The organism is Klebsiella sp. Q2 (assembly GCF_009900705.1).
GTDB lineage: Bacteria > Pseudomonadota > Gammaproteobacteria > Enterobacterales > Enterobacteriaceae > Klebsiella > Klebsiella quasipneumoniae.
Map to the genome: position 1 here is coordinate 136,620 of NZ_JAAABE010000003.1, position 26,748 is coordinate 163,367.

Below are 26,748 nucleotides of genomic sequence, written 5' to 3' on the forward strand. Positions count from 1 at the left end.
GTTGATATGCAATACATCAAAATCCATTCGCAGGATAACGTCGCGGTCGCGCTGGCGGATATGACGGCCGGTAGCGTGGTGACGATCGACAATGACCCGGTCACCCTCGGTCAGGATATCGTTCGCGGACACAAGTTTGCACTGCGCGCTATCGCGAAAGGGGAAAACGTCGTTAAGTATGGGCTGCCGATTGGCCATGCGCTGGCGGATATCGCGCCGGGCGAGCATGTCCATGCGCACAATACGCGCACCAATCTCAGCGACCTTGACGCGTATCGCTATCAACCGGAGCAGGTTGCCCAACCGCCGCAGCCAGCGGATCGCGAAGTGCAGATTTATCGTCGCGCCAATGGCGACGTCGGCGTGCGCAATGAGCTGTGGATCCTGCCGACCGTCGGCTGCGTCAACGCCATGGCCCGCCAGATGCAGAACCGTTTTCTGAAAGAGGCAAACGGCGCTGAGGACATCGATGGAGTGCATCTCTTCAGCCATACCTATGGCTGCTCGCAGCTCGGGGACGATCACCTCAATACCCGCACCATGCTGCAGAATATGGTTCGCCATCCGAACGCCGGGGCGGTGCTGGTGGTGGGCCTTGGCTGTGAAAACAACCAGGTGGAGGCCTTTCGCGAAACGCTGGGCGAGTATGATCCGCAGCGCGTGCACTTTATGGTTTGTCAGCATCAGGACGATGAAGTGGAGGCGGGAGTGGCGCATCTCCACCAGCTGTATGACGTGATGCGTCAGGATAAACGTCAGCCGGGTAAGCTGAGCGAGCTGAAGTTTGGCCTCGAGTGCGGCGGGTCTGACGGCCTGTCCGGTATTACCGCCAACCCGATGCTGGGGCGCTTCTCAGACTACGTGATCGCCAACGGCGGCACCACCGTGCTGACCGAAGTGCCGGAGATGTTCGGCGCTGAACAGCTGCTGATGAGCCACTGCCGCGACGAAGCGACCTTCGACAAGCTGGTGACTATGGTCAATGACTTTAAGCAGTACTTTATCGCGCACGACCAGCCTATTTACGAAAACCCCTCGCCGGGCAACAAGGCCGGGGGGATCACCACCCTCGAGGATAAGTCGCTGGGCTGTACCCAGAAAGCGGGCTCCAGCCAGGTCGTGGATGTCCTGCGCTACGGCGAACGTCTGAAGGTTCATGGTCTGAACTTGCTGAGCGCGCCAGGCAATGATGCCGTCGCCACCAGCGCGCTGGCCGGCGCCGGCTGCCATATGGTGCTGTTCAGCACCGGCCGCGGCACACCGTACGGCGGCTTTGTGCCGACGGTGAAGATCGCCACCAACAGCGAGCTGGCGGCAAAGAAAAAGCACTGGATCGACTTCGATGCCGGACAGCTGATCCACGGCAAAGCGATGCCACAGCTGCTGGAGGAGTTCGTGGATACCATTGTGGCTTTCGCCAACGGCAAACCGACCTGTAATGAGCAGAATGACTTCCGCGAGCTGGCCATCTTTAAAAGCGGTGTTACCCTGTAAAGGCGCATTCATATTGGCGCCCGGGCGGCGTTGATCGCGCATTGGCCTGATAGCGCAGCGTCATCGGGTAAGCAGCAGCGGCGTTTCAGCCTGTGAAGCGCCGTTTGTTTTTTCTCTCAGGGAGCTTTCATGACCGCGTATTGGCTGGCTCAGGGCGTCGGCGTCATCGCCTTTCTTATCGGCATTACCACCTTTATCAACCGCGACGAACGTCGCTTCAGGCTTCAGCTGGCGGTCTATAGCGCCGTTATCGGCGTCCATTTTTTCCTGATGGGCGCCGCGCCTGCCGGGATGAGCGCCGGGCTTAATGCGCTCCGCACGGTCATTTCCCTGCGCACCCGCAGCCTGTGGGTGATGACAGTCTTTATCCTGCTGACGTTGATCCTCGGCCTTGGCAAGCTGCAGCATGCTATGGAGCTGCTGCCGATTATTGGCACTGTCGCCAGCACCTGGGCGCTGTTTCGCTGTAAAGGGCTGACCGTCCGCTGCGTGATGTGGTGCTCCACCGCCTGCTGGGTGACGCATAACCTGTGGCTGGGTTCGATTGGCGGGACGCTGATTGAAGGCAGTTTCCTGATCGTCAACGGCCTGAATATCATTCGCTTCCGCCGGATGCAAAAGCGGGGTATCGATCCGTTCAGGGTTGAAAACGCGGTGCAGGAAGAGAGCCCCTCCGCGCGGTAGCGGAGGGGAAAGGCATTAACTGCGCAGGGCGTTTTTCGCCAGCTGGTCGTCTTCCGCCATGCAGGCGGCGGCGGTAAACAGGGCGTCGGTGGAGGAGTTCAGCGCGGTTTCGCAGGAATCCTGCAGCACGCCGATGATAAAGCCGACGGCAACCACCTGCATCGCCACATCGTTCGGAATACCAAACATATTACAGGCCAGCGGGATCAGCAGCAGCGAACCGCCCGCCACGCCGGAGGCGCCGCAGGCGCACAGCGAAGCGACCACGCTCAGCAACAGCGCCGTCGGCAGATCCACCGGAATGTTCAGCGTATGGACCGCCGCCAGCGTCAGCACGGTAATCGTGATTGCCGCGCCCGCCATATTGATGGTCGCCCCCAGCGGAATGGAGACCGAATAGGTATCGCGATCCAGGTTCAGCTTCTCGCATAGCGCCATATTCACCGGAATATTGGCGGCGGAGCTGCGGGTGAAAAACGCGTAGACGCCGCTTTCGCGCAGGCAAGTCAGCACCAGCGGATAGGGGTTACGGCGAATCTTCCAGAACACCAGCAGCGGGTTAATCACCAGCGCCACCAGCAGCATACAGCCCACCAGTACCAGCAGCAGCTGGGCGTAGCCCCACAGCGTTTCAAAACCGGTGGTCGCCAGGGTGGAAGAGACCAGGCCGAAGATCCCCAGCGGCGCAAAGCGGATCACCACTTTAACGATAAAGGTCACCGCGTGGGAGATATCGTTGATCAGGTTTTTCGTGGTGTCGTTACCATGGCGCAGGGCGAAGCCAAGCCCCACCGCCCACACCAGAATACCGATATAGTTGGCGTTCAGCAGGGCGTCGACCGGGTTGGACACCATGCTCATCAGCAGACTACGCAGCACCTCAACAATCCCCGACGGCGGCGTGATGCTGTCGGCGGCGGTGGTTAAGTGCAGAGTCGACGGAAAGAGAAAACTGAACAACACCGCAGTCAGCGCCGCGCTAAAGGTGCCCAGCAGATAGAGAAACAGAATAGGGCGAATACTGGTTTTTTGTCCGTGCTGATGGTTGGCGATCGAGGCCATGACGAGCATCAATACCAGCACCGGCGCTACCGCCTTTAACGCGCCGACGAACAGGGTCCCCAGCAGGCCGACGGCGATAGCCGCTGGCTTAGAGACCAGCGCCAGCAGCACGCCAAGCACCAGGCCGATTAAAATTTGTTTCACCAGGCTGCCTTGCGCCAGGCGGGAGAGCCACCCTGATGGGGGAGTGCGTGTTGTCATAATTCATTCCTTCCAGTGATGTAGCAAGCCATCCCAGCCACGTATTATTTGTTACGTTTATGTCAGGATGTAAATAGATGTTTGCATAGCCGAGTATACGGAAAGAAAGCCTGGCGGGAAGCGTAAAATACTGTGATTTTAATCTGGATCTTATTTTTTAACTACGCAGTAACATAATTGTGACATGAGCAGGCATTCTCGTTATGAGAAGGTCTGCTATAGCCGATTACCGCGCCGCCAGCGGGAGCCGACGGCGCGCCAGGCAGGTTATTCAGGCAGTTTGCGCTGCTTGTCGTGCTGCTTGTTGACCCAGGCGTTAATCAACAGCGTGACGGTCAGGATGCCGCCCACGACCCCCAGCGAGATGGCGACCGGGATATGGTAGAAGTCGACGATCAGCATCTTCACGCCAATAAACACCAGGATCACCGACAGGCCATATTTGAGCATCGAGAAGCGCTCAGCGACCCCCGCCAGCAGGAAGTACATGGCGCGCAGGCCGAGAATGGCAAACAGGTTCGAGGTCAGCACGATAAACGGGTCGGTGGTGACCGCGAAGATCGCCGGGATACTGTCGACGGCGAATATCACATCGCTCAGCTCGACCAGAATCAACACCAGCAGCAGCGGCGTGGCGAACAGCACCCCGTTTTTACGGGTGAAGAAGCGCTCGCTCTCGATTTTATCGGTCATTCGCAGATGGCTGCGGATCCAGCGCACCAGCGGTTTGTCGCCGATGCCGGAATCATCCTCTTTCGCCAGCGCCATCTTCACGCCGGTAAACAGCAGGAAGGCGCCGAAGACGTACAACAGCCAGTCGAACTGGGAGATAAGCCAGCTGCCGGCGAAGATCATAATGGTGCGCAGAACAATCGCCCCGAGGACGCCATACACCAGCACCCGGCGCTGCAGAGCAGGCGGCACGGCGAAGTAGCTGAACAGCATCAGCCAGACGAAGACGTTATCGACCGCCAGCGCTTTTTCAATCAGATAACCGGTGAGGAAGGCCAGGGCCTGCGGATCGGCGACGGCGCGGCCCTGGGTTTGCACCAGATACCACCAGAACGCGGCGTTGAACAACAGAGAAAGTGTGACCCAGAGGATAGACCAGCCAGCGGCCTGCTTCATGGTCATGCTATGCGAACCGCGTCGTCCCTGAAGCAGCAGGTCGATCGCCAACATGATCGCGACGACGACAGCGAATCCACCCCATAGCAACGGCGTGCCGACAGTATTCATTTGATATTCCTTACATAAAAACAAAAACGGCTGACGTCGGAAGACGGCAGCCGCTGCGCTTTTATGCATAGACCTCGCCTTCCGGCAAGGTCTCACTTACAACAACCAAAGTTCATCGCGATGGGCTTTGGTGATTGCCCGGCGACCGGATGCGGTATTACACGCATCGTAATGACGATCGGCCGGCAAGGAAGTTACTCCCCTTTGCTCGTAACAAAATATGTCACGAGGCGGTTTTCGTCAATGGCGGCCAGACGGGCCTTTACACTCTTTTACGCCAGCGGCTGCGTATCGGCCGGGAAGATCACCCCGGTCTGGCGACGAATTTCGCTCGACAGTTTCGCCGTGATACGGCTCACAGCCAGGCCCGGATGGTCGACATCCTCTGTTTCCACCAGCCGCGCGAAGGTCTCCGCCTCATACAGCATAGTATTGATATGCTGCGGCTGCGTCAGGTCCTGGGCTTTGCCGCCGCGCGGCACAAACGCCAGCTTCTGGCACTCGGAGATTTTTTCGATCACCAGTACCCCCTCTTCCCCCTGAATTTCGCTGGGGATCGCCGAGTCGCTCACCTTGGAATGATGCAGCGTCACGTCGAAGTCGCCGTAGCTCAGCACCACGGTGCCCTGGGCGTCCACGCCGCTGTCCAGCAGGCTGGCGGTGGCATGAACGGCCCGCGGTTCGCCCCACAGCGCCACAGCGGACGCCAGGCAATAGAAGCCGATATCCATAATCGAACCGTTGGAGAACGCCGGATTAAAGGTGTTGGGGTTTTCCCCGTCGAGGTAGCGCTGGTAGCGCGAAGAGTACTGGCAGTAGTTAATGAAGGCTTTACGCAGTTTACCCACTTTGCCGAGGGTTTCCTTCAGCAGCAGAAAGTTGGGCAGGCTGGCGGTTTTGAAGGCTTCAAACAGCACCACGTGGTTGGCTTTCGCCACCGCGATGGCCGCCTCGACCTCCTGTAGATTCGACGCCAGCGGTTTTTCGCAAATGACGTGCTTCTTGTGGCTCAGGAACAGCCGCGTCTGCGGGAAGTGCAGGGAGTTCGGGCTGGCGATATACACCGCATCAATGGCGTCGCTTTGCGCCAGCGCCTCCAGCGAGGTATACAGATGCTCGACCGGATAGTCATTGGCGAAGGCTTGCGCCTGTTCGAGGCTGCGGGAGTAGATGGCGGTAAGTTTATATTTGCCGGTTTCATGGGCGGCATCGACAAACTGCTTAGTGATCCAGTTTGTGCCAACAACTGCGAAACGTATCATAAACGGTGACGAACTCCATTAAAGGGAACCTGTCGCCACTCTATCATGCCCCCATGACAAAACCAGTGCGTGACTACGCAGAACGCTTCAACGAAAGGTGCGTCAGCCACAGGCGGGTGTCGAACTCCAGCTGGTGGTATTGCGGCTCCATATGGCAGCACAGCTGATAGAAAGCCTTGTTGTGATCCTTCTCTTTCAGATGCGCCAGCTCATGAACCACGATCATGCGCAGAAAGGCCTCCGGCGCGTCGCGAAATACCGTCGCCACGCGGATCTCCGCTTTGGCTTTCAGCTTGCCGCCCTGAACGCGCGAAATGGCGGTATGCAGGCCGAGCGCATTGTTCAGCACGTGGATCTTACTGTCATACATCACTTTGTTGATCGGCGCCGCGCCGCGCAGAAAGCGGTTTTTCAAGTCCTGGGTGTACTGATATAGCGCTTTATCGCTGTTAACGTCGTGCCCTTGCGGATAGCGCTTTTGCAGCACCTCGCCGAGGCGGTCTTGCTCGATTAACGTGGTCACCTGCGCCAGCAGCGATTCAGGATAGCCCTGTAAATAAATGAGTTTTGTCATCGTCTTATCATTACGTCTGTCAGGAGGGCAGTTCAGCCACGGTCATGGTAAAGACCAGCGGCGCAGTACCCTCATTGCGGTAACCGTGCTCTATTTCGGTGCGGGCCACCGCGGATTCTCCGACCGCCACCGTGCGGCAGGTCTCGCCAAGCGTCAGCGTCAGCGCGCCGGCTTCCACGTGCAGCAGCTCGAAGGTCGTCGCCGGGTGGCCGGGCGAGGTAAAGGCTTCGCCGGGCTGCATCTCCCAGCGCCACAGCTCAATCATATTCGGCCCGGCGGTGCCGGCGAGAAGCCTGGCGCTGCCTCCCAGCGGGCCTTGCCAGAGGGTGGGGATCTGCTCGGCGGGAATAATATGCAACGCGGGTTCGCTTGCCACATTGACGATATCCGCCACCGAAACGCCCAGCGCGGCGGCGAGTTTGCAGAGGATCGCAATGCTGGGGTTGGCGGCCTCTTTTTCCATCTCGACCAGCATACCTTTGCTGATGCTGGCCCGGCGCGATAGCTCGTCCAGCGACATTTTTTTCGCTTTACGGTAGGCCTTCAGCCGCGTGGCGACGGCGCGACTTACCTGGTCGACATCAGATCCTGAATCGGTCGTTATATTGACTTTTACGTTCATTGGTCACTATGATGAAACAAATTGGTCATTACAGGATTATCGAATGCGTAGCGTAACGCCGTCAATCGAATCTGCGGTCAGCCGCCTGGCGCCGGGCTTTCGGGCATTAAGTATTGTGGTGGAGAGTGCGCCGGTGGCCAACCCCGCCATCGCGGAGCAGGCGCTGGCCGAGGCCTGCCAGGCGGTGCAGCAGGATGATGTGCCCTGGGCGCAAGCGCACCTGGCGGCATGGGATGAAGCCTTCAGCGCCTTCGGCGCGAAGGCGAAACGTACCCCCTGTTCGGCGCAGGCGCTGCGCAAGCGGGTGCTGAAAGAGGGGAGCCTGCCGGCCATCGATCCGGTAGTGGATATCTACAACGCGATCAGCATTGGCTATGCCGTCCCGGTCGGTGGGGAAAATCTGGCCGCCTACCGTGGCGAACCGCGGCTGGCCATTGCCCGCGGCGATGAGCCATTCGATACGCTAAAATCGGCAGAGCCGGTGGTGGAATATCCGGAGCCGGGCGAAGTCATCTGGCGGGATGATATAGGCGTAACCTGCCGACGCTGGAACTGGCGACAGGGCGTACGTACCCGGCTGGACAGCGGCGCGCATACGATGTGGTTTATTCTCGAAAGCCTGCCGGCGATGCCGTTGTCGGCCCTGCAAGAGGCGGGAGAGCGGCTGGTAGGCTATCTGCAGCAGCTGATGCCCGGTGCCCGTGCGTCGATAACGCTGCTGCAAGCCGATGGCGAGGGCGATCTACGCTGAGCGGCGATGATCAGCGATCTCTCTTCAACTGGACAGGATTTGCGTATAAACTCGCGGGTTTTACTATTCCGGAGGCGGAGAGGCGATGAGCCAGGCAGAGTTAAACGGTGAGTTATTCACATTAGAGCGGTTCCCACCTAACGCTGAAGAAGAAGCGCTTCAGGCGTGGGAAGCGGCGGATGAATATCTGCTGCAACAGGTGAATGACGTCGACGGCCTGACGCTCATCTTCAACGACGGCTTCGGCGCGCTCGCCTGCGCGCTGGCGGAGCGCAACCCCGTCAGCATCAACGATTCCTTTATTTCCGAGCTGGCGACCCGCCACAACCTGCGGATGAACGGCATTGATGAAGAGAGCGTGCGCTTTCAGGATAGCCTGAGCCCGCTGCCGGCCTCGCCGGCGCTGGTGCTGATTAAGGTGCCAAAGCAGCTGGCGCTGCTGGAACAGCAGCTGCGCGCCCTGCGCCAAGTGGTGACGCCGGAAACCCGTATTATCGCCGCGGCGAAAGCCCGCGATGTGCATAACTCGACGCTGGCGCTGTTTGAAAAAATTCTCGGTACCACCACCACCTCGCTGGCATGGAAAAAAGCGCGTCTGATCCACTGCGTTTTCACCGCCCCTGAGCTGGCCGATGCGCCGCAAACCTACAGCTGGAAGCTGGACGGCACGCCGTGGACCATCCACAACCATGCCAACGTTTTTGCCCGCAGCGGTCTGGATATCGGCGCGCGCTTCTTCCTGCAGCATTTACCGTCTAATTTAGAAGGCGAGATCGCCGATCTCGGCTGCGGCAACGGGGTGATTGGCCTGCAGGCGCTGGCGCAGAACCCGAACGCGCGGGTCATGTTCACCGATGAGTCGCACATGGCGGTGGCTTCCAGCCGGTTGAACGTCGAGCACAACCTGCCGAACGATATCGACCGCTGTGAATTTATGGTCAACAACTCGCTCTCCGGCATTGAGCCGGACCGCTTTACGGCGATCCTGTGCAATCCGCCGTTCCATCAGCAGCACGCCATTACCGACCATATTGCCTGGCAGATGTTTAACGACGCCCGCCGCAGCCTGAAATACGGCGGCGAGCTGTACGTCGTCGGCAACCGCCACCTCGATTACTTCCGTAAGCTGAAGCGCGCGTTTGGTAATTGCACGACGATTGCGACGAACAATAAGTTCGTCATTTTGAAAGCGACCAAGGTGCGTAAGCAGCGCTGATTCGTGTTGCTGTTTCCCCGGCTACCGGCTGACGCCTTCGCCGGGCTAGCGTGCGGGATTATCGTGGTAGCCCGGGGAAGGCGCATCGCGCCGCCCCCGGGACACGGCTAAATCGTCAGCGCCAGCTTCGTGCCCTGGGCAATCGCCCGGCGCGCATCCAGCTCCGCCGCCACGTCGCAGCCGCCGATCAAATGCACCGTTTTCCCTGCCGCGCGCAGCGGTTCCGCCAGCTCGCGGCGCGGCTCCTGACCGGCGCAGACAATCACATGATCCACCGCCAGCAGCTGGCGTTCGCCGCCGATAGTCACATGTAACCCCTCATCATCGATCTTCTCATAGCTGACCGCCGGGATCATTTTCACGCCGCGCGCCAGCAGCGTCGCGCGATGGATCCAGCCGGTGGTTTTGCCGAGCCCTTCGCCCGGTTTGCTCGCTTTGCGCTGCAGCATCACAATCTGTCGCGGGCTTTGACTCAGCTGCGGGCCTTCAGGACGCAGCCCTCCCGCCGTTTGCAGGCTGGTATCGATACCCCATTCGCGACAGAACTCGCCGATATCCTGGCTGGTGGCCACGCCCGACTGGCTTAGGTACATCGCGGTGTCGAAGCCGATGCCGCCGCAGCCGATGATCGCCACCTTCGCGCCAACCGGCGCTTTGTCGCGCAAGACATCCAGGTAGCTGAGCACCTTGGGATGATCGATCCCGGCGATCGCCGGCAGGCGCGGGGCGATACCGGTGGCGAGGATCGTCTCATCGAAAGCCAGCAGATCATCTGCCGTAACGCGGGTGTTCAGGCGCAGATCGACGCCGTTAAGATCGAGCATGGTGCGGTAGTAACGCAGCGTCTCGTGGAACTCCTCTTTGCCAGGGATCTGTTTGGCGATATTAAACTGGCCGCCGATCTCCAGCAGCGCATCGAACAACGTGACCTGATGGCCACGGGCGGCGGCGTTAACGGCAAAGGCCAGACCGGCCGGCCCGGCGCCGACCACCGCCAGCCGTTTAGGCGCGTTGGCAGGCAGGACCGGCATCAGGGTTTCATGACAGGCGCGCGGGTTGACCAGACAGGAGGTGACTTTGCCGACGAAGATCCGATCGAGACACGCCTGGTTGCAGCCGATGCAGGTGTTGATCTGATCGGCACGATCGTTCTGCGCTTTTGACATAAATTCGGCGTCGGCGAGGAACGGGCGGGCCATCGATACCATATCGGCATCGCCGCGGGCGAGAATATCCTCCGCGACCTGCGGATCGTTGATGCGGTTGGTGGTGAGCAGCGGGATCGACACCGCGCCTTTCAGCTTGCGGGTGACCCAGCTAAAGGCGCCGCGCGGTACCGGCGTGGCGATGGTTGGAATGCGCGCTTCGTGCCAGCCGATCCCGGTGTTGATGATGGTCGCTCCCGCCGCTTCAATCGCTTTGGCCAGTTCAGTGACTTCCGCCAGCGTGCTGCCGTCGTTGACCAGATCGAGCATCGATAGGCGGTAGATGATAATGAAATCGTGACCGGCGCGCTGGCGCACGGCCTTGACCACTTCAACGGCGAATCGCATACGGCGCGCGTAATCGCCGCCCCATTGATCGCTGCGCTGGTTAGTGCGCGCGGCGAGGAATTCGTTAATCAGATAGCCCTCAGAGCCCATCACCTCGACGCCGTCATAGCCCGCTTCCCGCGCCAGCTGGGCGCAGTGGGCAAAATCATCGATCAGCGTGAGGATCTCGTCGTGGCTCAGCTCATGAGGGGTGAACCGGTTTATCGGCGCCTGCAGAGGCGAAGGGGCGACCAGCGCGGGCTGGTAGCTGTAGCGCCCGGTGTGCAGGATCTGCAGGGCGATTTTACCGCCTTCCTGATGTACCGCGTCGGTGATCTGGCGATGATGCGCCAGATGGCTGGCATCGTTGAGCACCGCGCCGCCGGCCATGGTCACCCCGGACGGGGCGGGAGCGATGCCGCCGGTGACGATCAGCGCCACGCCGTGACGCGCGCGCTCGGCGTAAAAGGCCGCTAACCGCTGCGCGCCGTCGGGCAGTTCTTCCAGACCGGTATGCATGGAGCCCATCAACACGCGGTTTTTAAGGGTGGTGAAGCCCAGCTCAAGCGGGGCGAAAAGCGACGGATAGCGGCTCATAATGGCTTCCAATGTAAAATTATTGTTATGTGGTCGGATGAGTTACTAATTTAGCCGTCGTGGAGAAAAAGGGAAAAGGGGAGTGCGGTGATTGTGATGGGATTCAAAGAACGGCGAAGCGTTGCCCCTCACCCCGGCCCTCTCCCAAAGGGAGAAGGAGAAAGGCGGACCAGCACTGGTATTCAGGTCAGCGCCAGACGGTTCCTTCTCCCGCCGGGAGAGGGTTAGGGTGAGGGCGAAGACGGGCACCGATATCCAGGCCAGCGCCAGACGGTTCCCTCTCCCTCCGGGAGAGGGTTAGGGTGAGGGCGAAGACGGGCACCGATATTCAGGCCAGCGCCGGACGGTTCCCTCTCCCACCGGGTTAGGGTGAGGGGGAAGACGCAACGCGCTGGCGGCGTTCCAGACCCGGCGCCTGCCACATCGATGTTGTCAGCCCGCTATCGACAAGACCAAGCTGATCGGCATACACCGACTGCCATTTACTCATCATCTCCTGATAAAGCTCGCGATGTTGCGGATTAGGGCTGAATTCGCGGTGCCAGCTCACTAACTTTTCTCCAGCGCTGGCCATATCGCCGTACAGCCCGGCGCCAGCGCCGGCGGCAATGGCGCAGCCGAGGGCAGTGGCTTCGCGGACCACCGGTACCCGCACCGGCAGGCCGGTGACGTCGCTGAGGATCTGGCTCCACAGCGCGCCTTTAGAGCCGCCGCCGGCAAACACCAGGCTGTCGAAAGTCACCCCGGAAAACTGCGAAATCTGCGCCAGGTTGCAGGCGGAGACAATCGCCGCGTTCTCCTCCAGGGCCCGGAACAGGGTGGCTTTATTGCACTTCTCCGGATCGATGGAGAGGTTAATAAACGATGGCGCAGCGTGGTACCACTGCTTAAAGTGCATGGCGTCGGAAAAAATAGGCATCACGCCGTGGGAACCGGCGGGTACGCGGCTGGCCATCTCCTCCAGCAGCGAATAGGCATCGACGCCGAGACGCTCGGCAATCAGCTTTTCTTCAGCGCAGAAGGCGTCGCGGAACCAGCGCATGGTCAGTCCGGTAAAGAAACTGATCGATTCCGCCTGCGCCATGCCGGGGATCACGTGAGGATTGACGCGGATATTCATCTGCGGGTCGGTGCGCACCTGCGGCAGATTGACCACCTGCTGCCAGAAAGTGCCGCCGAGTACCGCGCTTTGCCCGGCGCGTACCACCCCGAGCCCGAGGCAGCCGAGCTGCACGTCGCCGCCGCCCATCACCACCGGCGTCCCGACGCGCAGGCCGCTCTGCTGGGCTGCTGCTTCGGTGACGGCGCCCAGCAGCGTGCCGGTCTCTTTCACCGGCGAGAGCATATCGGCGCGCAGCCCGGCCATATCCAGCAGCGCCGGACGCCAGTCGCGGCTGAACAGATCGAGCATGCCGGTGGTGCCTGCGTTTGACGGGTCGACCGCCAGCTCGCCGGAAAGCTTCGCCGCCAGCCAGTCGCTGATCATGGTGATAGTCGCCGCCTTGCGGTAGATATCGGGACGATGGTGCGCCAGCCACAGCAGGCGTGGCATGGCGCTGAGCGCCAGCGTTTGCCCGGAGACCTCGTACACCTCGGATTCAAAACGATAGTCGTGGATCTCCTTAAGCTCCGCCACTTCGCGGCTGGCGCGGGCATCAACGTTGGCGCAGGCCCAGATGGCCTCGCCGTTGCGGTCATAGAGGACGATCCCTTCGCGCATCGAACAGCAGGCGACGGACTGAATATCGGCGGCAGAGAGCCGGGCGGCGTCGAGCGCCTGGCGAATGCACTGGCAGGCCAGCTGCCAGTTGGTGGTAAGGTCGAACTCCATCGAGCCGGGGACGTTATCGACGCTCAGGTGTTTCCATTCGGCCTGGCCCACCGCCAGCTGGCGGCCATTAAGATCGAAAATGACCGCCCGTATGCTGCCGGTCCCGGCATCTAACGCTAACAGGTAACTCATGACATGCGCCTCGCTGTTGTCGCGCGGCGCCGGGCCGTCAGGAGGCCAGGGTAAGCACCGCGCGTGCTGTTGTCTCTTCCGTTACCAGGCCATTAATGCGCTTGCCAATCAGAGCGGCATGAATCGCCTGCGCTTTTTGTTCTCCCCCGGCGACGCCGACGATGGTCGGCAGCTGCGCCAGCTCATCAAGGGTCACGCCGAGCAGTTCCCGATGGATCTCCAGTCCTTCTACCGGCCGGCCGTCGGCCTGCAGGAAATAACCTAAAATGTCGCCGACCGCCCCTTTGCGGGCGTACATCAGCTGTTCGCCCTCGCTGATATAGCCGGAGCGCAGAATGGTCGCGTCGCGCCGCTGATCGATAGCGCCAATGCCAACCACCGCCGCGTCCGCCGCCGTCGCCGCCAGCATCACATCGCGCACGCTGGATTCGCGGCGCAGGATCTCAGCGACCTCCGCCGACGAGACCCGCAGCGGCGCCGGAATAATACTGACGCTGCAGGCGGCATCCAGTTGGCCGATGCCGGTCATATAGGGGCCGACGCCGCCGGAGAGAGTGACCAGTCGCACCTGCTGTGAGCCGATAAAGCCGCTGAGATGCTGCAGGCAGCTCATGGTGGCTTCGCCGAAGCCGACCGCCAGCAGCTGTCCCGGTTGCAGAATGCCCATCAGCGACTGCGCGGCACCGATCCCCAGCCGGGTATTCATCGGCGGGGTGTTGAGCGCCGGCAGCACACGGGCAATCTTGAGGCCAAAGCGCTGCTGGAGTTCACTTTCCAGCGCCAGACAGCCCTCATAGCGCGAGTTGATCTGCACGCGAATCACCCCGGACTGGCGGCCTTTCTCCAGCAGGCGGGAAATCTTCAGCCGCGGCAGCCCCAAACGCTCGCCGATGTCGTTTTGCGTCAGGCCGTCGTGGTAGTAACACCACGCCACCCGCGCCACCAGCTCTTCCTCGGCTAACGCCAGCCCGGCATAGCGATGGTCTTCCGTAATGCGTTTTTCGCTCATAAATTGAACTCTTATAAAAATTTAGATCATATGTTCGCTATTGCGCGGCCGGAAAGTGTGAGCCGACTGGCAAAACGGATCTTTCATCTCTGGCCGCTTTTTTCCGGACGATCTAAAGCGCCAAACTGTGATCTTCGCACGGTTGTAAATATAGTTCACCGTCTACGCTTTTGAACATTATTAAATTTAAAAATCATTTGTTCAAACGAGGCGCGACGATGAAGCCACTGCTTGAAGCTCGCCAGATCCGCAAACAGTTCTCCGGCGTTGCCATGCTGAAGGGCATCGACTTTACGCTATGCGCGGGCCAGGTGCATGCGCTGATGGGGGGCAACGGCGCGGGTAAATCGACGCTGATGAAGATCATCGCCGGCGTCGAAACCCCGGATAGCGGTGAACTGACGATCGGCGAACGCGCGTTTGCGCGCCTTAACCCGGCGTTGGCCCACCAGCTGGGCATCTATCTGGTGCCGCAGGAGCCAATGCTGTTTCCCAACCTCAGCGTGCGCGAGAACATTCTCTTTCGTCTGCCGAAGCGGGCGGATACCACCGCGCGGCTGCAGGAAAAACTGCAGCAGCTGAACTGCCAGATCAACCTCGATGCCAGCGCCAGCACGTTGGAAGTGGCCGATCAACAGATGGTCGAGATCCTGCGCGGCCTGATGCGCGAGGCGCGGATCCTGATCCTGGATGAACCCACCGCCTCTTTAACGCCGGGTGAAACCGAGAGACTGTTTAGCCAGATCCGCGCGTTACAGGCGCTGGACGTTGGGATCGTCTTTATCTCGCACAAACTGCCGGAAATCCGCCAGCTGGCCAGCCATGTGTCGGTGATGCGCGACGGGGCAGTGGTGCTCAGTGGCGAAACGGCGGGCTACGGCGACCAACAGCTTATCAGCGCCATGACGCCGGCCAGCCGCGACCATGCGCTGAGCGACACGCAAAAGCTGTGGCTGGCGCTACCGGGCAACCGCCGTACCCAGGCGCAGGATTTTCCCGTGCTGCGGGTGGAGGATCTCACTGGCGAAGGTTTTATCGATCTCAGTCTGGAGATCCGCGCCGGGGAGATCGTCGGCCTTGCCGGGCTGGTGGGATCCGGGCGCACCGAATTTGCCGAAACCTTATACGGCCTGCGTCCGCCGCGCGCCGGGAGGATCTGGCTGGAGAACCGCGAGATTAGTCAGGAGAGCACCCGCGCCAGGTTGGCCAGCGGGCTGGTCTATCTGCCGGAAGACCGCCAGGTCTCCGGGCTGTTTCTCGATGCGCCGGTGCGCTGGAACACGGTGATGTTCAATCAGCCGTCGTGGTGGCAGCAGGGGAAACGGGAGGCGGCGGTGGTCGAGCGCTATCACCGGGCGCTGGGGATCAAGCTGGCCGATGGCGACCAGCCGGTACGCACTCTCTCCGGCGGCAACCAGCAGAAGGTGCTGCTGGCGCGCTGTCTGGAAGCTAATCCGTTGCTGCTGATTGTCGATGAGCCGACGCGCGGCGTGGATGTCTCCGCCCGCGCCGATATCTATCAGCTGCTGAAAAGCGTCGCCGCGCAAAATGTGGCGGTGCTGATGATCTCTTCCGATGTGGAGGAGTTCGTCGGCCTGGCCGACCGGGTGCTGGTGATGCATCAGGGCCGCCACAGCGGCGAGCTGGCGCAGCAGGCGGTGACCGTCGATCGTATGATGACCCTGGCCTTCGGAGGGCAGGCATGAAAACGTTATTCAAGAATCGCGAACTGAGCGCCTTTTTTGCCATCGTGGCGCTGTTTGCCGTGCTGGTGGCGCTCAATCCGGCCTATTTCAGCCTGCAGACGCTGGCGATGATTTTCGCCAGCTCACAAATCCTGTGCCTGCTGGCGCTGGGGGCGACGCTGGTGATGCTGACCCGCAATATCGACGTGTCGGTGGGCTCCACCGTTGGCCTGAGCGCCATCGCCGTTGGGGTAGCGCTGAACAACGGCTACGGGCTGGCGACGGCGATCGCCTTCGCGCTGGCGATAGGCGCGCTGGCCGGGGCTTTTAACGGCCTGCTGGTGGTGGGGCTGCGCATTCCGGCGATCGTCGCGACGCTCGGCACGCTGGGGTTGTATCGCGGGGTGATGCTGCTGTGGACCGGAGGGAAATGGATCGAAGGCTTGCCCGACAGCCTGAAATCGCTTTCGGAGCCCGCGTTTATCGGCGTCTCGCCGCTGGGCTGGCTGGTGCTGGCGCTGCTGCTGGCGGGCGGCTGGCTGCTGTCGCGCACCGCCTCTGGACGTGATTTCTATGCCGTTGGCGATAACCTCGCCGCTGCCCGCCAGCTGGGCGTGGCGGTCAATCGCACGCGGATGCTGGCTTTTACCCTCAACGGTATGCTGGCGGCCTGCGCCGGGATCGTCTTCGCCGCGCAGATTGGCTTTGTCCCCAATCAGACCGGCAGCGGCCTGGAGATGAAAGCCATCGCCGCCTGCGTGCTGGGCGGAATATCGCTGCTCGGCGGCACCGGTACGCTGCTCGGCGCGTTTCTCGGCGCCTTTTTCCTCACCCAAATCGACACCGTGCTGGTGCTGTTCCGCCTTCCCGCCTGGTGGAATGACTTTATCGCCGGCCTGGTGCTGCTCGGGGTGCTGGTGCTTGATGGCCGCCTGCGCCAGGCGCTGGCCCGCCATCAGCGGGCGCTGAAGTACAGTCGTTTCCAGCCCGGCAACAAAGGGGGCAAACAGGTTGCCCGCTTTCCCGAACGCAAAAGCAAAGAGGTGGCTTAAATGAAGCTGAAGCTTAACTGGGAAAGCGCGCTGCTGGCGTTATTAGTCGTGGAAATCCTGCTGTTCGGCGCGCTGAATCCGCGCATGCTGGATCTCAATATGCTGCTCTTTAGCACCAGCGACTTTATCTGCATCGGCATCGTCGCGCTGCCGCTGACGCTGGTGATTATCAGCGGCGGGATCGATATTTCGCTGGGCTCGACCATCGGACTGTGCGCCATCGCCCTCGGGGTGATGACCCAGGCGGGCTGGCCGCTGTGGCTGGCGGTGTCGCTGACGTTGCTGCTGGGGCTGCTGTGCGGGCTAATCAACGCCGCGCTGATCCACTACACCGGCATCAGCCCGCTGGTGATCACCCTCGGGACGCTGTATCTGTACGGCGGCGGCGCGCTGCTGCTTTCCGGCATGGCCGGCGCCACCGGTTATGAGGGGATCGGCGGCTTTCCCGACAGCTTCACCGCCTTCGCCAATTTAACTCTGGGCGGGCTGCCGCTGCCGCTGGTGCTGTTCGCGGGTATCACCTTTCTCTTCTGGCTGCTGGCCCATCGCGGGCGCTTTGGCCGCCACCTCTTTTTACTCGGGCAAAACCCGCGCGCCGCGCGCTATGCGGCGCTGTCGGTGAACGGCATCCCGTATGTGCTGTATGGCCTGGTCGGTATTGCCTCGGCGGTCGCGGCGCTGGTGATGGTCTCCTATTTCGGCTCGGCGCGTTCGGATTTAGGCCGTGACCTGCTGATGCCGGCGCTGACCGCGGCGGTGCTCGGTGGGGCCAATATTTACGGCGGCTCGGGATCGATACTGGGTACCGCGCTGGCGGCATTGCTGGTGGGGTATCTGCAACAGGGTTTACAGATGGTCGGCATCCCCAACCAGGTGTCGAGCGCGCTGTCAGGGGCGCTGTTGGTTGTGGTGGTGATGGGGCGTTCGCTGAGCCTGCACCGTGAATGGGTGCGCACGACCTGGCGGCGTCTTTTCTCGCGTAAAACAATCGGAGCACAACAATGAAAACAAAACGTATCCTGCAGGTCAGCGCGCTGGCGCTGGCGATGAGCGTGGCAACCGCGCAAGCGGCGGACCGTATCGCCTTTATTCCTAAGCTGGTCGGCGTCGGCTTCTTTACCAGCGGCGGCAACGGCGCGAAAGAGGCGGGGAAAGCGCTGGGCGTGGATGTCACCTATGACGGCCCAACCGAGCCCAGCGTCTCCGGCCAGGTGCAGCTTATCAACAACTTCGTCAACCAGGGCTACAACGCGATTATCGTCTCAGCCGTCTCACCGGACGGCCTGTGTCCGGCGCTGAAGCGGGCGATGCAGCGCGGGGTGAAAGTCCTGACCTGGGATTCCGATACCAAGCCGGAGTGCCGCAGCATCTATATCAATCAGGGCACGCCGCAGCAGCTCGGCGGCCTGCTGGTGGAGATGGCGGAAAAGCAGGTGACGAAGCCCGCTGCCAAAGTGGCGTTTTTCTACTCCAGCCCGACGGTGACCGACCAGAACCAGTGGGTGAAGGAAGCCAAAGCCAAAATCGAAAAAGAACATCCGCAGTGGCAAATCGTCACCACCCAGTTTGGCTATAACGATGCCACCAAATCGCTGCAAACTGCCGAGGGGATCTTAAAAGCGTATCCGGATCTCGACGCCATTATCGCGCCGGATGCCAATGCCCTGCCGGCGGCGGCGCAGGCGGCGGAGAACCTCAAGCGTCAGGGCGTGGCGATCGTCGGCTTTAGTACCCCCAATGTGATGCGCCCCTACGTGGAGCGCGGCACGGTGAAAGCCTTTGGCCTGTGGGATGTGGTTCAGCAGGGCAAAATTGCGGTTAACGTCGCCGATCGATTACTGAAAAAGGGCGATCTTAACGTCGGGGATAGCGTTGAGGTGAAAGATATCGGCTCGCTGAAGGTCGAACCGAATAGCGTGCAGGGCTACCAGTATGAGGCGAAGGGCAACGGTATCGTGCTGCTGCCGGAGCGCGTGGTGTTCAGCAAAGAGAACATCAACAACTACGACTTCTGACGGAGGAAAAGATGGCTGATTTAGACGATATCAAAGAGGGTAAGGACTTCGGCCTCGACCGCCCGCAGCAGAACACGCTGTACACCCTGAAAGGCTGCGGCTCGCTGGACTGGGGCATGCAGTCGCGGCTGGCGCGCATTTTTAATCCGCACAGCAACCGCACGGTCATGCTGGCCTTCGACCACGGTTACTTCCAGGGGCCAACCACCGGGCTGGAGCGTATCGACCTGTCGATTGCGCCGCTGTTCGAGGAGACCGACGTGCTGATGTGCACCCGCGGCGTTTTGCGCAGCCAGGTACCGGCGGCGACCAATAAACCGGTGGTGCTGCGCGCCTCCGGCGGTAACTCGATTTTAAGCGAACTCTCCAACGAATGCGTGGCGGTGGCGATGGAAGACGCGCTTCGTCTCAACGTTTGCGCGGTGGCGGCGCAGGTCTATATCGGCAGCGAATACGAACATCAGTCGATCAATAACATCATCAAACTGGTGGACGCCGGCAACCGCTACGGTATGCCGGTCCTGGCGGTCACTGGCGTCGGCAAAGAGATGGCCCGCGACGCGCGCTACTTCTCGCTGGCCAGCCGGATTGCCGCCGAAATGGGGGCGCAGTTTGTGAAGACTTATTTTGTTGAGGACGGTTTTGAGAAAGTGACCGCCAGCTGCCCGGTACCGATCGTCATCGCCGGGGGCAAAAAGCTGCCGGAGCATGAGGCGCTGGAGATGTGCTGGCGGGCGATCGACCAGGGGGCGTCCGGGGTGGATATGGGACGCAATATCTTCCAGTCCAGCGCCCCACGGGCGATGCTGAAGGCGGTGAAAAAGGTGGTGCATGAGAATCTGAACGCGCGCGAAGCGTACCAGTTCTGGCAGGAAGAGAAACAGGGAGAGCGGAAATGAACGTGACGCTGGTGGAGATCAATATCAAACCGGAGCGGGTCGACGAGTTTCTCGAGGTATTTCGCGCCAACCACGAAGGCGCGCTGCGGGAGCCGGGCAACCTGCGCTTTGATGTCCTGCAGGATCCGGAAGTGAAGACCCGCTTTTTTATCTACGAAGCCTATAAAGACGATGAGGCGGTGCTGGCGCACAAGAAAACCCCGCACTATTTAGCCTGCGTCGAAAAGCTGGAGGAGATGATGTCGCAGCCGCGGCAGAAGCGCAGCTTTATCGGCCTGCTGCCGCAGGTGTGAGAGAAAACCAGAGGAGAAGGTAACCCCGGCCCTCTCCCATGGAGAGAGGGTCGGGGGGAGGGGCAGTGTATTACGCCTCTGCAACCGAGACGCGCAGGGCCGCCAGCGCCTTACGCGCCGCCTTCAGCACCTGCTCGCACTGCTCAAGGGTGAGCGTCAGCGGCGGTTCAACGCGGATCGTCTTGGCGTTGTTTAACGTCCCGGCGACCAGCACCCGCTGTCTGAACATCTCGCTGGCAAAGTCGTAGCCAATCTCGTTATCGACAAACTCGATGGCCATCAGCATGCCTTTCCCGCGCACTTCATTCACCAGGTCCGGATACTCCTGCGCCAGCAGGCGGAAACCGTCCAGCAGCATATCGCCTTTCTGCGCCGCCTGCGCCGGCAGGTTTTGCGTCAACAGCACGTTGATGGTCGCCAGCGCCGCCGCACAGGCCAGCGGGTTGCCGCCGAAGGTGGTGGTGTGCAGGAACGGGTTGTCGAACAGCACCGAGAAGACCTCCTCCGTCGCCACCGTCGCGCCGATCGGCATCACGCCGCCGCCGAGCGCTTTCGCCAGACACAGGATGTCGGGCTGAACGTTCTCATGCTCGCAGGCGAACATCTTGCCGGTGCGGCCCATACCGGTCTGCACTTCGTCGAGGATCAGCAGGGCGCCAAACTCGTCGCACAGTTTGCGCACCGCCGGCAAATACCCCGTCGGCGGCAGGATCACCCCCCCTTCGCCCTGAATCGGCTCAAGGATCACCGCTGCGACGTCGTCACCGGTTTTATTGCACTCGCTCAGCATGGTGCGCATGGCGTTGATATCGCCGAACGGCACATGGCGGAAGCCCGGCAGCAGCGGCATAAACGGTTTGCGGAAAGTCGACTTGGCGGTGGCCGACAGCGCCCCCAGCGATTTGCCGTGGAAGGCGCCGCTGGTGGCGATGAAGGTGAATTTACCTCGCGGCGACTGATAGGCTTTCGCCAGCTTGATGGCCGCCTCTACCGATTCGGTACCGCTGTTGCAGAAGAAGCTGTACTTCAGTTTGCCGGGCGTTAAGGCCGCCAGGGTTTTCGCCAGCATCGCGCGTAGCGGGTCCAGCAGTTCCTGACTGTGAAGCGGTTGTTTCGCGAGTTGATTCTCGACGGCGGATACCACAACTGGATTACGGTGCCCTACATTGAAGATGCCAAACCCGCCAAGGCAGTCGATAAACTCCTGTCCCTGGGTGTCGACAAGCGTATTTAACCCTCCCGCTTGCCACTCTACGGCTCCGTAATCCCCGCCGGCTGTGACCGATTTTCGATACTCTAAAAACCCCGGATTCACATGCTCTTTAAAGTATTCTCTAACCTCCTGGTTAAGTGCTTTCATTTCCTCATGGTCAAGCGTGCGCTTTTCAATGAGATTCAGTGCGTGTGCGCTGCAGGCCAGAGCCGATGCGCTGGAAGGTAACCTGTTCAAAATGTGCTCCTGGGGCGGACGTATCACACGATACTGGATTAAGTATTGCAGGGATTACGCCAGTTCGGCAGAAGCGGTGAAAATCGGGATAAATGCAAAGTAAAAGACGAAATGTGTAAAATTTAATCTCATGGCGCCATTATTGGCACGTTTTATTCCTGAGCTGGCGAGATTTTCTGCCTTGTGGACTTTAGCGGGACGATCCGTCGTGGTGCGGGCTGCCCCAGCGCGGGGCAACCGATGGTGAGAAAAGAGGCTTAGTCTAGCTGGGAGATCTCCATCGCCGCTCGGTCGATAATGCCGATGATCTGCTTGAGCTGGGCGGCGCTGCTGGCCTGCTGGTTCACTTTCAGGTCGAGGACCGCTTTGAAATTCTCCAGCGCGCGCTTCATCTGCGGATCTCTGCGCAGCTCGCAGCCGACCATCCGCGCCTGCAAACGCTCCTGGATATGGGCCAGGTGCTCCTGGTTCTCCGCGTGCAGCTGTTTCCCCTCTTCGCTGATGACGATTTTTTTGCGTCCGTTGTCGTCTTCCACGCTGATAAGGCCCTGGTCCTGGAGCAGATCCAGCGTCGGGTAGATCACCCCCGGGCTGGGGCTGTAGTTCCCCTGGGTGAGGGTTTCGATCTCTTTGATCAGCTCATAGCCGTGGCTGGCGCTGCGACTGAGGATGTCCAGAATAATCAGCCGCAGTTCGCCGTGGCCAAAGAAACGCTGGCGACGTCCGCCGCCGCGGCGGCCATGTTCGCCGTGTTCGCTGGGATCGCTGTGGCGCCCGCGTGGCCCACGCCCCTCTTCATGATGATGTCGCATGGTTACCTCTCGTTGTTTTTTTTGATATATCTAATTTATATCTAAAAAGTGAATATTCGCAATGCAACTTACGATTTATTTTTTAATGCTTTGATATTTATATATTTATTTTTGATATGCGTATTTTAATGCGGTTTGTTTTGACTATATCAAAAAAAGACTTGCATTCTTTTTAGTTGGCAATCATTATCATTTGCATCGAGTTTAGATATATCTATTTACTGTTCACGAAGGCGATCGATGATGACAAAAACCAAAGCAGACAAGTACCCGCAGCGTGTCCGCAATGAGCTGCGTTTCCGTGAGCTGACGGTGCTGCGCGTGGAGCGCGCAGGCGCGGCCTTCCAGCGCATCGTGCTGGGAGGCGAGGCGCTGGAAGGTTTCGTTTCCCGCGGCTTTGACGACCACACCAAGCTTTTCTTCCCGGAGCCGGGCGCGGCGTTTGCGCCGCCGCAGGTGACCGAGGAGGGGATCGACTGGGGTGAGGGCGTGCGGCCTGCTACCCGCGACTATACGCCGCTGTACGATGCCGAACGCCATGAGCTGGCGTATGACTTCTTTATCCACGATGGCGGAATTGCCAGCCGCTGGGCGCTGGAGGCAAAAGTGGGCGATAAGCTGGTGATCGGCGGTCCGCGCGGCTCGCTGGTGGTGCCGGAGGATTACGCCTGGCAGTTATATGTCTGCGATGAGTCCGGTATGCCGGCGCTGCGTCGTCGCCTGCTGGGATTGCGTCAGCTGGCGGTGACGCCGCAGGTGACGGCCATCGTCACTATCGCTGATGCGTCATATAAAGATTATTTGGCGGATCTCGACGGCTTTAACATCGAGTGGGTGGTGGGCCACAATCCGGCGTTCGTCGCCGAGCGTCTGGCCCAGGTGAAGGTGCCGGCGGAGGATTATTTCATCTGGCTGACCGGTGAAGGCGCGGTGGTGAAATCGCTGCTGGCGCGCTTTGAAGATGAGAGCATCGATCAGCAGCTGGTGCGTTCGCAGGCGTACTGGCACAGCAAGTAAAGCAAGTAAAAAGCCATCGTGGTAAAACCCGGATAGCGGCGCGTAGTGCCTTATCCGGGCTAACCGCGATGCCGTTTTTTGTCGGGTGTCGGCTAACGCCTTACCCGACCTACCCTTCGGCGCTGTGACGTTGCCCCGGTAAGCGCAGCGCCACCGGGGAGGCTTATCGTTCCGCCAGCGCCTTAAACACCATCGCCACCGCGTGGGCGCCTGGGTCCATGTTGCCGAGCAGGCTGTCGCTGTTGAGATAGGACGCTCGTCCGGCGCCGGCTTTGCTCGACTGGCAGGTGCGATCCGCGCCGGCCTGCGCCGCGGCAAAAGCGGCCTGCAGGTTCTCCGGTTCGGCCAGCAGCGCCGTCAGCGCCGGCTGCAGAGCATCGATCATTGTCCGGTCGCCTTCATCGGCGCCGCCGTAAAATTTCATCTGCTCCAGACCAGCGTTCAGCGCCTCGGCCACGCTGGCGCCTTGCTCCAGTTTCTGCCCGGCAGCGGTGAAGAAGATCGACATCAATACCCCGCTGGAGCCGCCCATCACCACCGTCAGGCGTTCGCCCGTCAGCGCAAACAGCGTGGGCAGGTCGTTCAGCGGCAGCTGCTGGCGCTGCAGCAGGTCGGCAATCTCACGCGCCCCGGCGGCGAAGGTGGAGCCGGTATCGCCATCGCCCACTTTGGCATCCAGCGCGTTGAGATGATCTTCAAGCCCGACGAGGGTGCTGGTCACCTGCGCGACGTAATCGCCCACCTGCGGGTTGGCAGAGGGCGTAAAGTCGACGCGTGCGCTGGCGAGAGTGGAGGGCATGATGTTAACTGTCCGCGGCTGCACTGGCCGTGGCCAGCCGGCGGTTTCCACATCCGCCAGCAGCGCTTTCTCAATACTCTCTTCCAGCACGATGGCGCTCAGCGAGAAACCCTTCATATCCAGGGCCGTCACCAGCGAGGCCGGGCCAATCAGCCAGTCAACGCGTGCCTGCAGCGGCGTGTTAGCCAGTTCGCGGGTCAGGATCGCCATTTCGGCCACCGACACGCCGCCGAGGTTATTGAGCATCACCGCCAGACGGCCGGTTTCCGGCAGGGCGGCGGTCAGTTTTTCCACCATCAGGTTGATGATGTCCGCACTGTTTTGCGTGGCGATGGTGGAGGCGCCAGGCTCGCCGTGGATGCCCATTCCCAGCTCGGCGTGACCGGCCTGATGGCGCGGCGCGCTGTCGGCCTCCTGTGGCAGATGGCAGCTGGCCAGCGCCACCCCGATGCTGGCGGTGTGGTTGGCGGCGTACCGCGCTTCGCGCAGAACGGTGGCGAGGTTGTAGCCGCGTTCGGCAAAATAGCCCGCCACCTTATGGACGAACAGCGTACCGGCGATGCCCCGCGGCTGTTTGTTATCCGGCAGCGAAATGTCGTCGCCAACGATCAGCATTTCCACGTTGTAGCCCAGACGGCGCGCTTTCTCCGCCGCCAGGCCAAAGTTCAGCCGGTCGCCGGTATAGTTTTTTACGATCAGCAGGCAGCCCGCCTCGCCGGTCACCGCCTGAATGGCGGTAAGCACCGCGTCGACGCTCGGCGAGGCGAACAGATCGCCACAGACTGCGGCGGTCAGCATGCCTTTACCAATAAAGCCGACGTGCGCCGGTTCGTGGCCGGCGCCGCCGCCGGAGATCACCGCCACGTTGTTTTTATTCAGGTCGCGACGGACCACCACCCGGATCGCCGGGTCGCTCTCCAGCCGGGCGAGGTTATTCCACGGACTGGCGATGATGGTTCCCTCAATCACGTCGTTGACGAGGCTGGCGCGCTGGTTAAAAAAGAATTGAGACATAGTGGTTCCTGAAGAGTAAGCGAAAACTCACCCTCCGGAGGCAGACCTCCGGAGCGGTAACGGTCAAAGTGGATTTAGTGGCGGATAAGGCGCTGGTGGCGCATATCGAGCGCGATGGGCTCGCCGGGCTGCACGCTGTTCAGCGCCTCGCCCTGTTGGCACAGCCAGGCGATCCCCGCCGCGCGGGCGATAATCGCGCCGTGGGCCTGTTCGCTGCCGTCGCGCAGGCACAGGCCTTTGACTCGACTGGCATCCAGTTGCAGGACGGTCGACGGGAACATGTTGTCGGCGATAATAATGGTCGGCTCGCCGGGCGTCGGCAGCGTCTCCTGAACGTCCTGCAGATGGCGCAGGGTGCGCTGCAGAATATCTTCGATATCGATATAGCGCGCCTGCAGATAGGGATCATCCAGCTGGCGATACTGCTGGCTGAGCTCCATCAGCACCTGATGCCACGCCCATTCCGCCGAGCACGGCTCGGTGAGCAGACGATCGTTGGCGGCATCAAACAGATCCTCATCGTCGAGCAGGGTGTGGTGCCCGGCGAAAATCGCCGCGATGTCGGCGTTAAATTTATTCTCCGCCAGCTCGGTCAGGGCGGTGAGCTCCGCCAGCGTCTGGTCGATGGCCCGGCGCAGTCGCTGCTGCTCGCGGGCGACATCGGCGGCGGCTGGACGCACCGGTTGGATCAGGGCCAGCGAATAGCGCAGCGCGATGCCTTCGACGCGCCCGGAGGTGGCCGGGGCCGCTGCCGGTTGCGCCGCAGGCGATTCGCCGAAGTTATCGGCGGCCAGCGCCTGAAACGCCGCCAGCGCCGCATCGGCCTCTGGCCCACGGGCCAGCAGGCGCAGCTTGTCGTTGCGTCGCACCTGCAACAGGGCGATTTGGTTGAGGCTGTCCGGTTTGACGCACTTCCCGTTTTTCTCCAGCATCAGATCGGCGTTAAAGCCTGCCAGCGCGGCGACCAGCTTCGACGCCGGACGCACGTGCAGGCCGTTGTGGTTCTGTATGACCACCGCAAGCGATTTGCTGTCGCCATCGTCGGCAAGCGTCGGCGTCGGGGCGGCGTCAGGGGTTGGCGAAGGTAAACCCAGCTGGATCCGTTTGGCCTCCAGGGCGTTCATGGCGTCGGCGATCACTTTGTCGATCCCGGCGCCGGAGGCGGCGCTGACGGTGGCCGCCAGCGTCCCCTCCACCAGCGGCGCGGCGCACAGCCGCACCTTCGCGGCAATCGCCGGATCGAGCAGATCGAGAGCGGTCTCGGCGCTGAGCAACGCGCTGCCGATATCCATCATCACCAGCACGTGGTCGGTGTCGGCGACGGATTCGATCGCTTCCATGACCTTGATCGGGTCGGTGCCGATCGGGCTGTCGGGGTCGTCGATCCCGGCGGCGATCGCCAGCTTGCAGCCGTCGTTGATTAACATCTGCCGGGCCAGTTCTCCGACACCTTCGCCCAGCCGGGCGCTATGAGAAACAATAACCAGGTTTACCATCGCGATTTCC

Annotated in this window: 23 protein-coding genes; 11 read left to right on the forward strand and 12 right to left on the reverse strand. The window is 60.9% G+C overall.

Annotation, left to right across the window (positions count from 1 at the left end; all coding sequences use genetic code 11):
• Positions 1-6: 6 nt before the first annotated feature.
• Positions 7-1,494: a UxaA family hydrolase gene (locus GT756_RS12390; RefSeq protein WP_017900666.1), complete on the forward strand. Its 1,488-nt coding sequence runs from the start codon at positions 7-9 to the stop codon at positions 1,492-1,494.
• 129 nt (positions 1,495-1,623) lie between these two features.
• Entirely contained in the window at positions 1,624-2,178 is a 555-nt protein-coding gene (locus GT756_RS12395; RefSeq protein ID WP_004206116.1) for a YgjV family protein, read from the forward strand.
• Between the two features lie 15 nt (positions 2,179-2,193).
• Here GT756_RS12395 and sstT read toward each other — a convergent pair whose 3' ends face one another.
• From sstT to GT756_RS12420, 5 genes are all read right to left on the reverse strand, one after another.
• Positions 2,194-3,441, reverse strand: coding sequence for a serine/threonine transporter SstT (gene sstT, locus GT756_RS12400; protein WP_004206115.1), 1,248 nt, complete (start codon positions 3,439-3,441; stop codon positions 2,194-2,196).
• A gap of 267 nt (positions 3,442-3,708) precedes the next feature.
• A complete protein-coding gene (locus GT756_RS12405; RefSeq protein WP_004188496.1) occupies positions 3,709-4,680 on the reverse strand; it encodes a TerC family protein in 972 nt (323 codons plus the stop codon).
• Between the two features lie 272 nt (positions 4,681-4,952).
• Positions 4,953-5,942 (reverse strand): Gfo/Idh/MocA family protein, encoded by a 990-nt coding sequence (locus GT756_RS12410; protein WP_049093396.1) that lies wholly within the window; start codon positions 5,940-5,942, stop codon positions 4,953-4,955.
• Between the two features lie 73 nt (positions 5,943-6,015).
• Positions 6,016-6,516: a M48 family metallopeptidase gene (locus GT756_RS12415; RefSeq protein WP_023319188.1), complete on the reverse strand. Its 501-nt coding sequence runs from the start codon at positions 6,514-6,516 to the stop codon at positions 6,016-6,018.
• 19 nt (positions 6,517-6,535) lie between these two features.
• Complete coding sequence (locus GT756_RS12420) at positions 6,536-7,138, reverse strand: XRE family transcriptional regulator (protein WP_049093395.1); 603 nt, start codon at positions 7,136-7,138, stop codon at positions 6,536-6,538.
• 43 nt (positions 7,139-7,181) lie between these two features.
• Between GT756_RS12420 and GT756_RS12425 the strand changes: the two genes are divergently transcribed.
• Positions 7,182-7,889 (forward strand): B3/4 domain-containing protein, encoded by a 708-nt coding sequence (locus GT756_RS12425; protein WP_087770955.1) that lies wholly within the window; start codon positions 7,182-7,184, stop codon positions 7,887-7,889.
• A gap of 85 nt (positions 7,890-7,974) precedes the next feature.
• Positions 7,975-9,105 carry a 23S rRNA (guanine(1835)-N(2))-methyltransferase RlmG gene (gene rlmG / locus GT756_RS12430; protein ID WP_065802869.1) on the forward strand — a complete coding sequence of 377 codons (1,131 nt, stop codon included), beginning with the start codon at positions 7,975-7,977 and terminating at the stop codon, positions 9,103-9,105.
• A 107-nt stretch (positions 9,106-9,212) separates the two neighbouring features.
• Here the strand turns inward: rlmG and GT756_RS12435 are convergent, their stop codons facing one another.
• From GT756_RS12435 to lsrR, 3 genes are all read right to left on the reverse strand, one after another.
• Positions 9,213-11,234, reverse strand: coding sequence for an NADPH-dependent 2,4-dienoyl-CoA reductase (locus tag GT756_RS12435; RefSeq protein WP_160124825.1), 2,022 nt, complete (start codon positions 11,232-11,234; stop codon positions 9,213-9,215).
• A gap of 364 nt (positions 11,235-11,598) precedes the next feature.
• Positions 11,599-13,197 carry an autoinducer-2 kinase gene (gene lsrK / locus GT756_RS12440; protein WP_017900671.1) on the reverse strand — a complete coding sequence of 533 codons (1,599 nt, stop codon included), beginning with the start codon at positions 13,195-13,197 and terminating at the stop codon, positions 11,599-11,601.
• Between the two features lie 37 nt (positions 13,198-13,234).
• Positions 13,235-14,206: a transcriptional regulator LsrR gene (gene lsrR, locus GT756_RS12445; RefSeq protein WP_087770953.1), complete on the reverse strand. Its 972-nt coding sequence runs from the start codon at positions 14,204-14,206 to the stop codon at positions 13,235-13,237.
• Between the two features lie 218 nt (positions 14,207-14,424).
• Here lsrR and lsrA point away from each other — a divergent pair, with 218 nt between their 5' ends.
• Genes lsrA through lsrG form a run of 6 tightly spaced genes read left to right on the forward strand, consistent with a single transcriptional unit; the run spans position 14,425 to position 20,150 of the window.
• The gene (lsrA, locus tag GT756_RS12450) at positions 14,425-15,912 is read left to right on the forward strand and encodes an autoinducer 2 ABC transporter ATP-binding protein LsrA (protein ID WP_160124826.1); all 1,488 of its coding nucleotides are present in this window, start codon (positions 14,425-14,427) and stop codon (positions 15,910-15,912) included.
• On the forward strand, positions 15,909-16,943 hold the full coding sequence (lsrC, locus tag GT756_RS12455; protein WP_004206103.1) for an autoinducer 2 ABC transporter permease LsrC: 1,035 nt from the start codon (positions 15,909-15,911) through the stop codon (positions 16,941-16,943). The genes lsrA and lsrC overlap by 4 nt, the downstream gene beginning before the upstream one ends.
• Positions 16,944-17,948 carry an autoinducer 2 ABC transporter permease LsrD gene (gene lsrD / locus GT756_RS12460; protein ID WP_117263783.1) on the forward strand — a complete coding sequence of 335 codons (1,005 nt, stop codon included), beginning with the start codon at positions 16,944-16,946 and terminating at the stop codon, positions 17,946-17,948.
• Positions 17,945-18,958 carry an autoinducer 2 ABC transporter substrate-binding protein LsrB gene (lsrB, locus tag GT756_RS12465; RefSeq protein WP_004206101.1) on the forward strand — a complete coding sequence of 338 codons (1,014 nt, stop codon included), beginning with the start codon at positions 17,945-17,947 and terminating at the stop codon, positions 18,956-18,958. Before lsrD ends, lsrB begins: the two co-directional genes overlap by 4 nt.
• A gap of 11 nt (positions 18,959-18,969) precedes the next feature.
• The gene (lsrF, locus tag GT756_RS12470) at positions 18,970-19,857 is read left to right on the forward strand and encodes a 3-hydroxy-5-phosphonooxypentane-2,4-dione thiolase (RefSeq protein WP_004206100.1); all 888 of its coding nucleotides are present in this window, start codon (positions 18,970-18,972) and stop codon (positions 19,855-19,857) included.
• Positions 19,854-20,150 carry a (4S)-4-hydroxy-5-phosphonooxypentane-2,3-dione isomerase gene (gene lsrG, locus GT756_RS12475; protein WP_004181386.1) on the forward strand — a complete coding sequence of 99 codons (297 nt, stop codon included), beginning with the start codon at positions 19,854-19,856 and terminating at the stop codon, positions 20,148-20,150. Before lsrF ends, lsrG begins: the two co-directional genes overlap by 4 nt.
• A 70-nt stretch (positions 20,151-20,220) precedes the next feature.
• On the opposite strand, the gene ygjG is transcribed toward lsrG, so the two are convergent.
• Positions 20,221-21,600 (reverse strand): putrescine aminotransferase, encoded by a 1,380-nt coding sequence (gene ygjG / locus GT756_RS12480; RefSeq protein ID WP_160124827.1) that lies wholly within the window; start codon positions 21,598-21,600, stop codon positions 20,221-20,223.
• Positions 21,601-21,857: 257 nt separating this feature from the next.
• Positions 21,858-22,412 carry a PadR family transcriptional regulator gene (locus tag GT756_RS12485; RefSeq protein WP_043520961.1) on the reverse strand — a complete coding sequence of 185 codons (555 nt, stop codon included), beginning with the start codon at positions 22,410-22,412 and terminating at the stop codon, positions 21,858-21,860.
• 240 nt (positions 22,413-22,652) lie between these two features.
• Here GT756_RS12485 and GT756_RS12490 point away from each other — a divergent pair, with 240 nt between their 5' ends.
• Positions 22,653-23,429, forward strand: coding sequence for a siderophore-interacting protein (locus tag GT756_RS12490; protein ID WP_072140370.1), 777 nt, complete (start codon positions 22,653-22,655; stop codon positions 23,427-23,429).
• Between the two features lie 163 nt (positions 23,430-23,592).
• Here the strand turns inward: GT756_RS12490 and GT756_RS12495 are convergent, their stop codons facing one another.
• Positions 23,593-25,242, reverse strand: coding sequence for a glycerone kinase (locus GT756_RS12495; protein ID WP_043520960.1), 1,650 nt, complete (start codon positions 25,240-25,242; stop codon positions 23,593-23,595).
• Between the two features lie 74 nt (positions 25,243-25,316).
• Entirely contained in the window at positions 25,317-26,738 is a 1,422-nt protein-coding gene (dhaM, locus tag GT756_RS12500; RefSeq protein ID WP_064183230.1) for a dihydroxyacetone kinase phosphoryl donor subunit DhaM, read from the reverse strand.
• Positions 26,739-26,748 lie beyond the last annotated feature (10 nt).

Bases quoted from the DNA above. Each gene is read 5' to 3' on its own strand.
- GT756_RS12390 (WP_017900666.1), top strand. From the start codon at position 7: ATGCAATACATCAAAATCCATTCGCAGGATAACGTCGCGGTCGCGCTG.
- GT756_RS12395 (WP_004206116.1), top strand. From the start codon at position 1,624: ATGACCGCGTATTGGCTGGCTCAGGGCGTCGGCGTCATCGCCTTTCTT.
- sstT (WP_004206115.1), bottom strand. From the start codon at position 3,441: ATGACAACACGCACTCCCCCATCAGGGTGGCTCTCCCGCCTGGCGCAA.
- GT756_RS12405 (WP_004188496.1), bottom strand. From the start codon at position 4,680: ATGAATACTGTCGGCACGCCGTTGCTATGGGGTGGATTCGCTGTCGTC.
- GT756_RS12410 (WP_049093396.1), bottom strand. From the start codon at position 5,942: ATGATACGTTTCGCAGTTGTTGGCACAAACTGGATCACTAAGCAGTTT.
- GT756_RS12415 (WP_023319188.1), bottom strand. From the start codon at position 6,516: ATGACAAAACTCATTTATTTACAGGGCTATCCTGAATCGCTGCTGGCG.
- GT756_RS12420 (WP_049093395.1), bottom strand. From the start codon at position 7,138: ATGAACGTAAAAGTCAATATAACGACCGATTCAGGATCTGATGTCGAC.
- GT756_RS12425 (WP_087770955.1), top strand. From the start codon at position 7,182: ATGCGTAGCGTAACGCCGTCAATCGAATCTGCGGTCAGCCGCCTGGCG.
- rlmG (WP_065802869.1), top strand. From the start codon at position 7,975: ATGAGCCAGGCAGAGTTAAACGGTGAGTTATTCACATTAGAGCGGTTC.
- GT756_RS12435 (WP_160124825.1), bottom strand. From the start codon at position 11,234: ATGAGCCGCTATCCGTCGCTTTTCGCCCCGCTTGAGCTGGGCTTCACC.
- lsrK (WP_017900671.1), bottom strand. From the start codon at position 13,197: ATGAGTTACCTGTTAGCGTTAGATGCCGGGACCGGCAGCATACGGGCG.
- lsrR (WP_087770953.1), bottom strand. From the start codon at position 14,206: ATGAGCGAAAAACGCATTACGGAAGACCATCGCTATGCCGGGCTGGCG.
- lsrA (WP_160124826.1), top strand. From the start codon at position 14,425: ATGAAGCCACTGCTTGAAGCTCGCCAGATCCGCAAACAGTTCTCCGGC.
- lsrC (WP_004206103.1), top strand. From the start codon at position 15,909: ATGAAAACGTTATTCAAGAATCGCGAACTGAGCGCCTTTTTTGCCATC.
- lsrD (WP_117263783.1), top strand. From the start codon at position 16,944: ATGAAGCTGAAGCTTAACTGGGAAAGCGCGCTGCTGGCGTTATTAGTC.
- lsrB (WP_004206101.1), top strand. From the start codon at position 17,945: ATGAAAACAAAACGTATCCTGCAGGTCAGCGCGCTGGCGCTGGCGATG.
- lsrF (WP_004206100.1), top strand. From the start codon at position 18,970: ATGGCTGATTTAGACGATATCAAAGAGGGTAAGGACTTCGGCCTCGAC.
- lsrG (WP_004181386.1), top strand. From the start codon at position 19,854: ATGAACGTGACGCTGGTGGAGATCAATATCAAACCGGAGCGGGTCGAC.
- GT756_RS12485 (WP_043520961.1), bottom strand. From the start codon at position 22,412: ATGCGACATCATCATGAAGAGGGGCGTGGGCCACGCGGGCGCCACAGC.
- GT756_RS12490 (WP_072140370.1), top strand. From the start codon at position 22,653: ATGATGACAAAAACCAAAGCAGACAAGTACCCGCAGCGTGTCCGCAAT.
- GT756_RS12495 (WP_043520960.1), bottom strand. From the start codon at position 25,242: ATGTCTCAATTCTTTTTTAACCAGCGCGCCAGCCTCGTCAACGACGTG.
- dhaM (WP_064183230.1), bottom strand. From the start codon at position 26,738: ATGGTAAACCTGGTTATTGTTTCTCATAGCGCCCGGCTGGGCGAAGGT.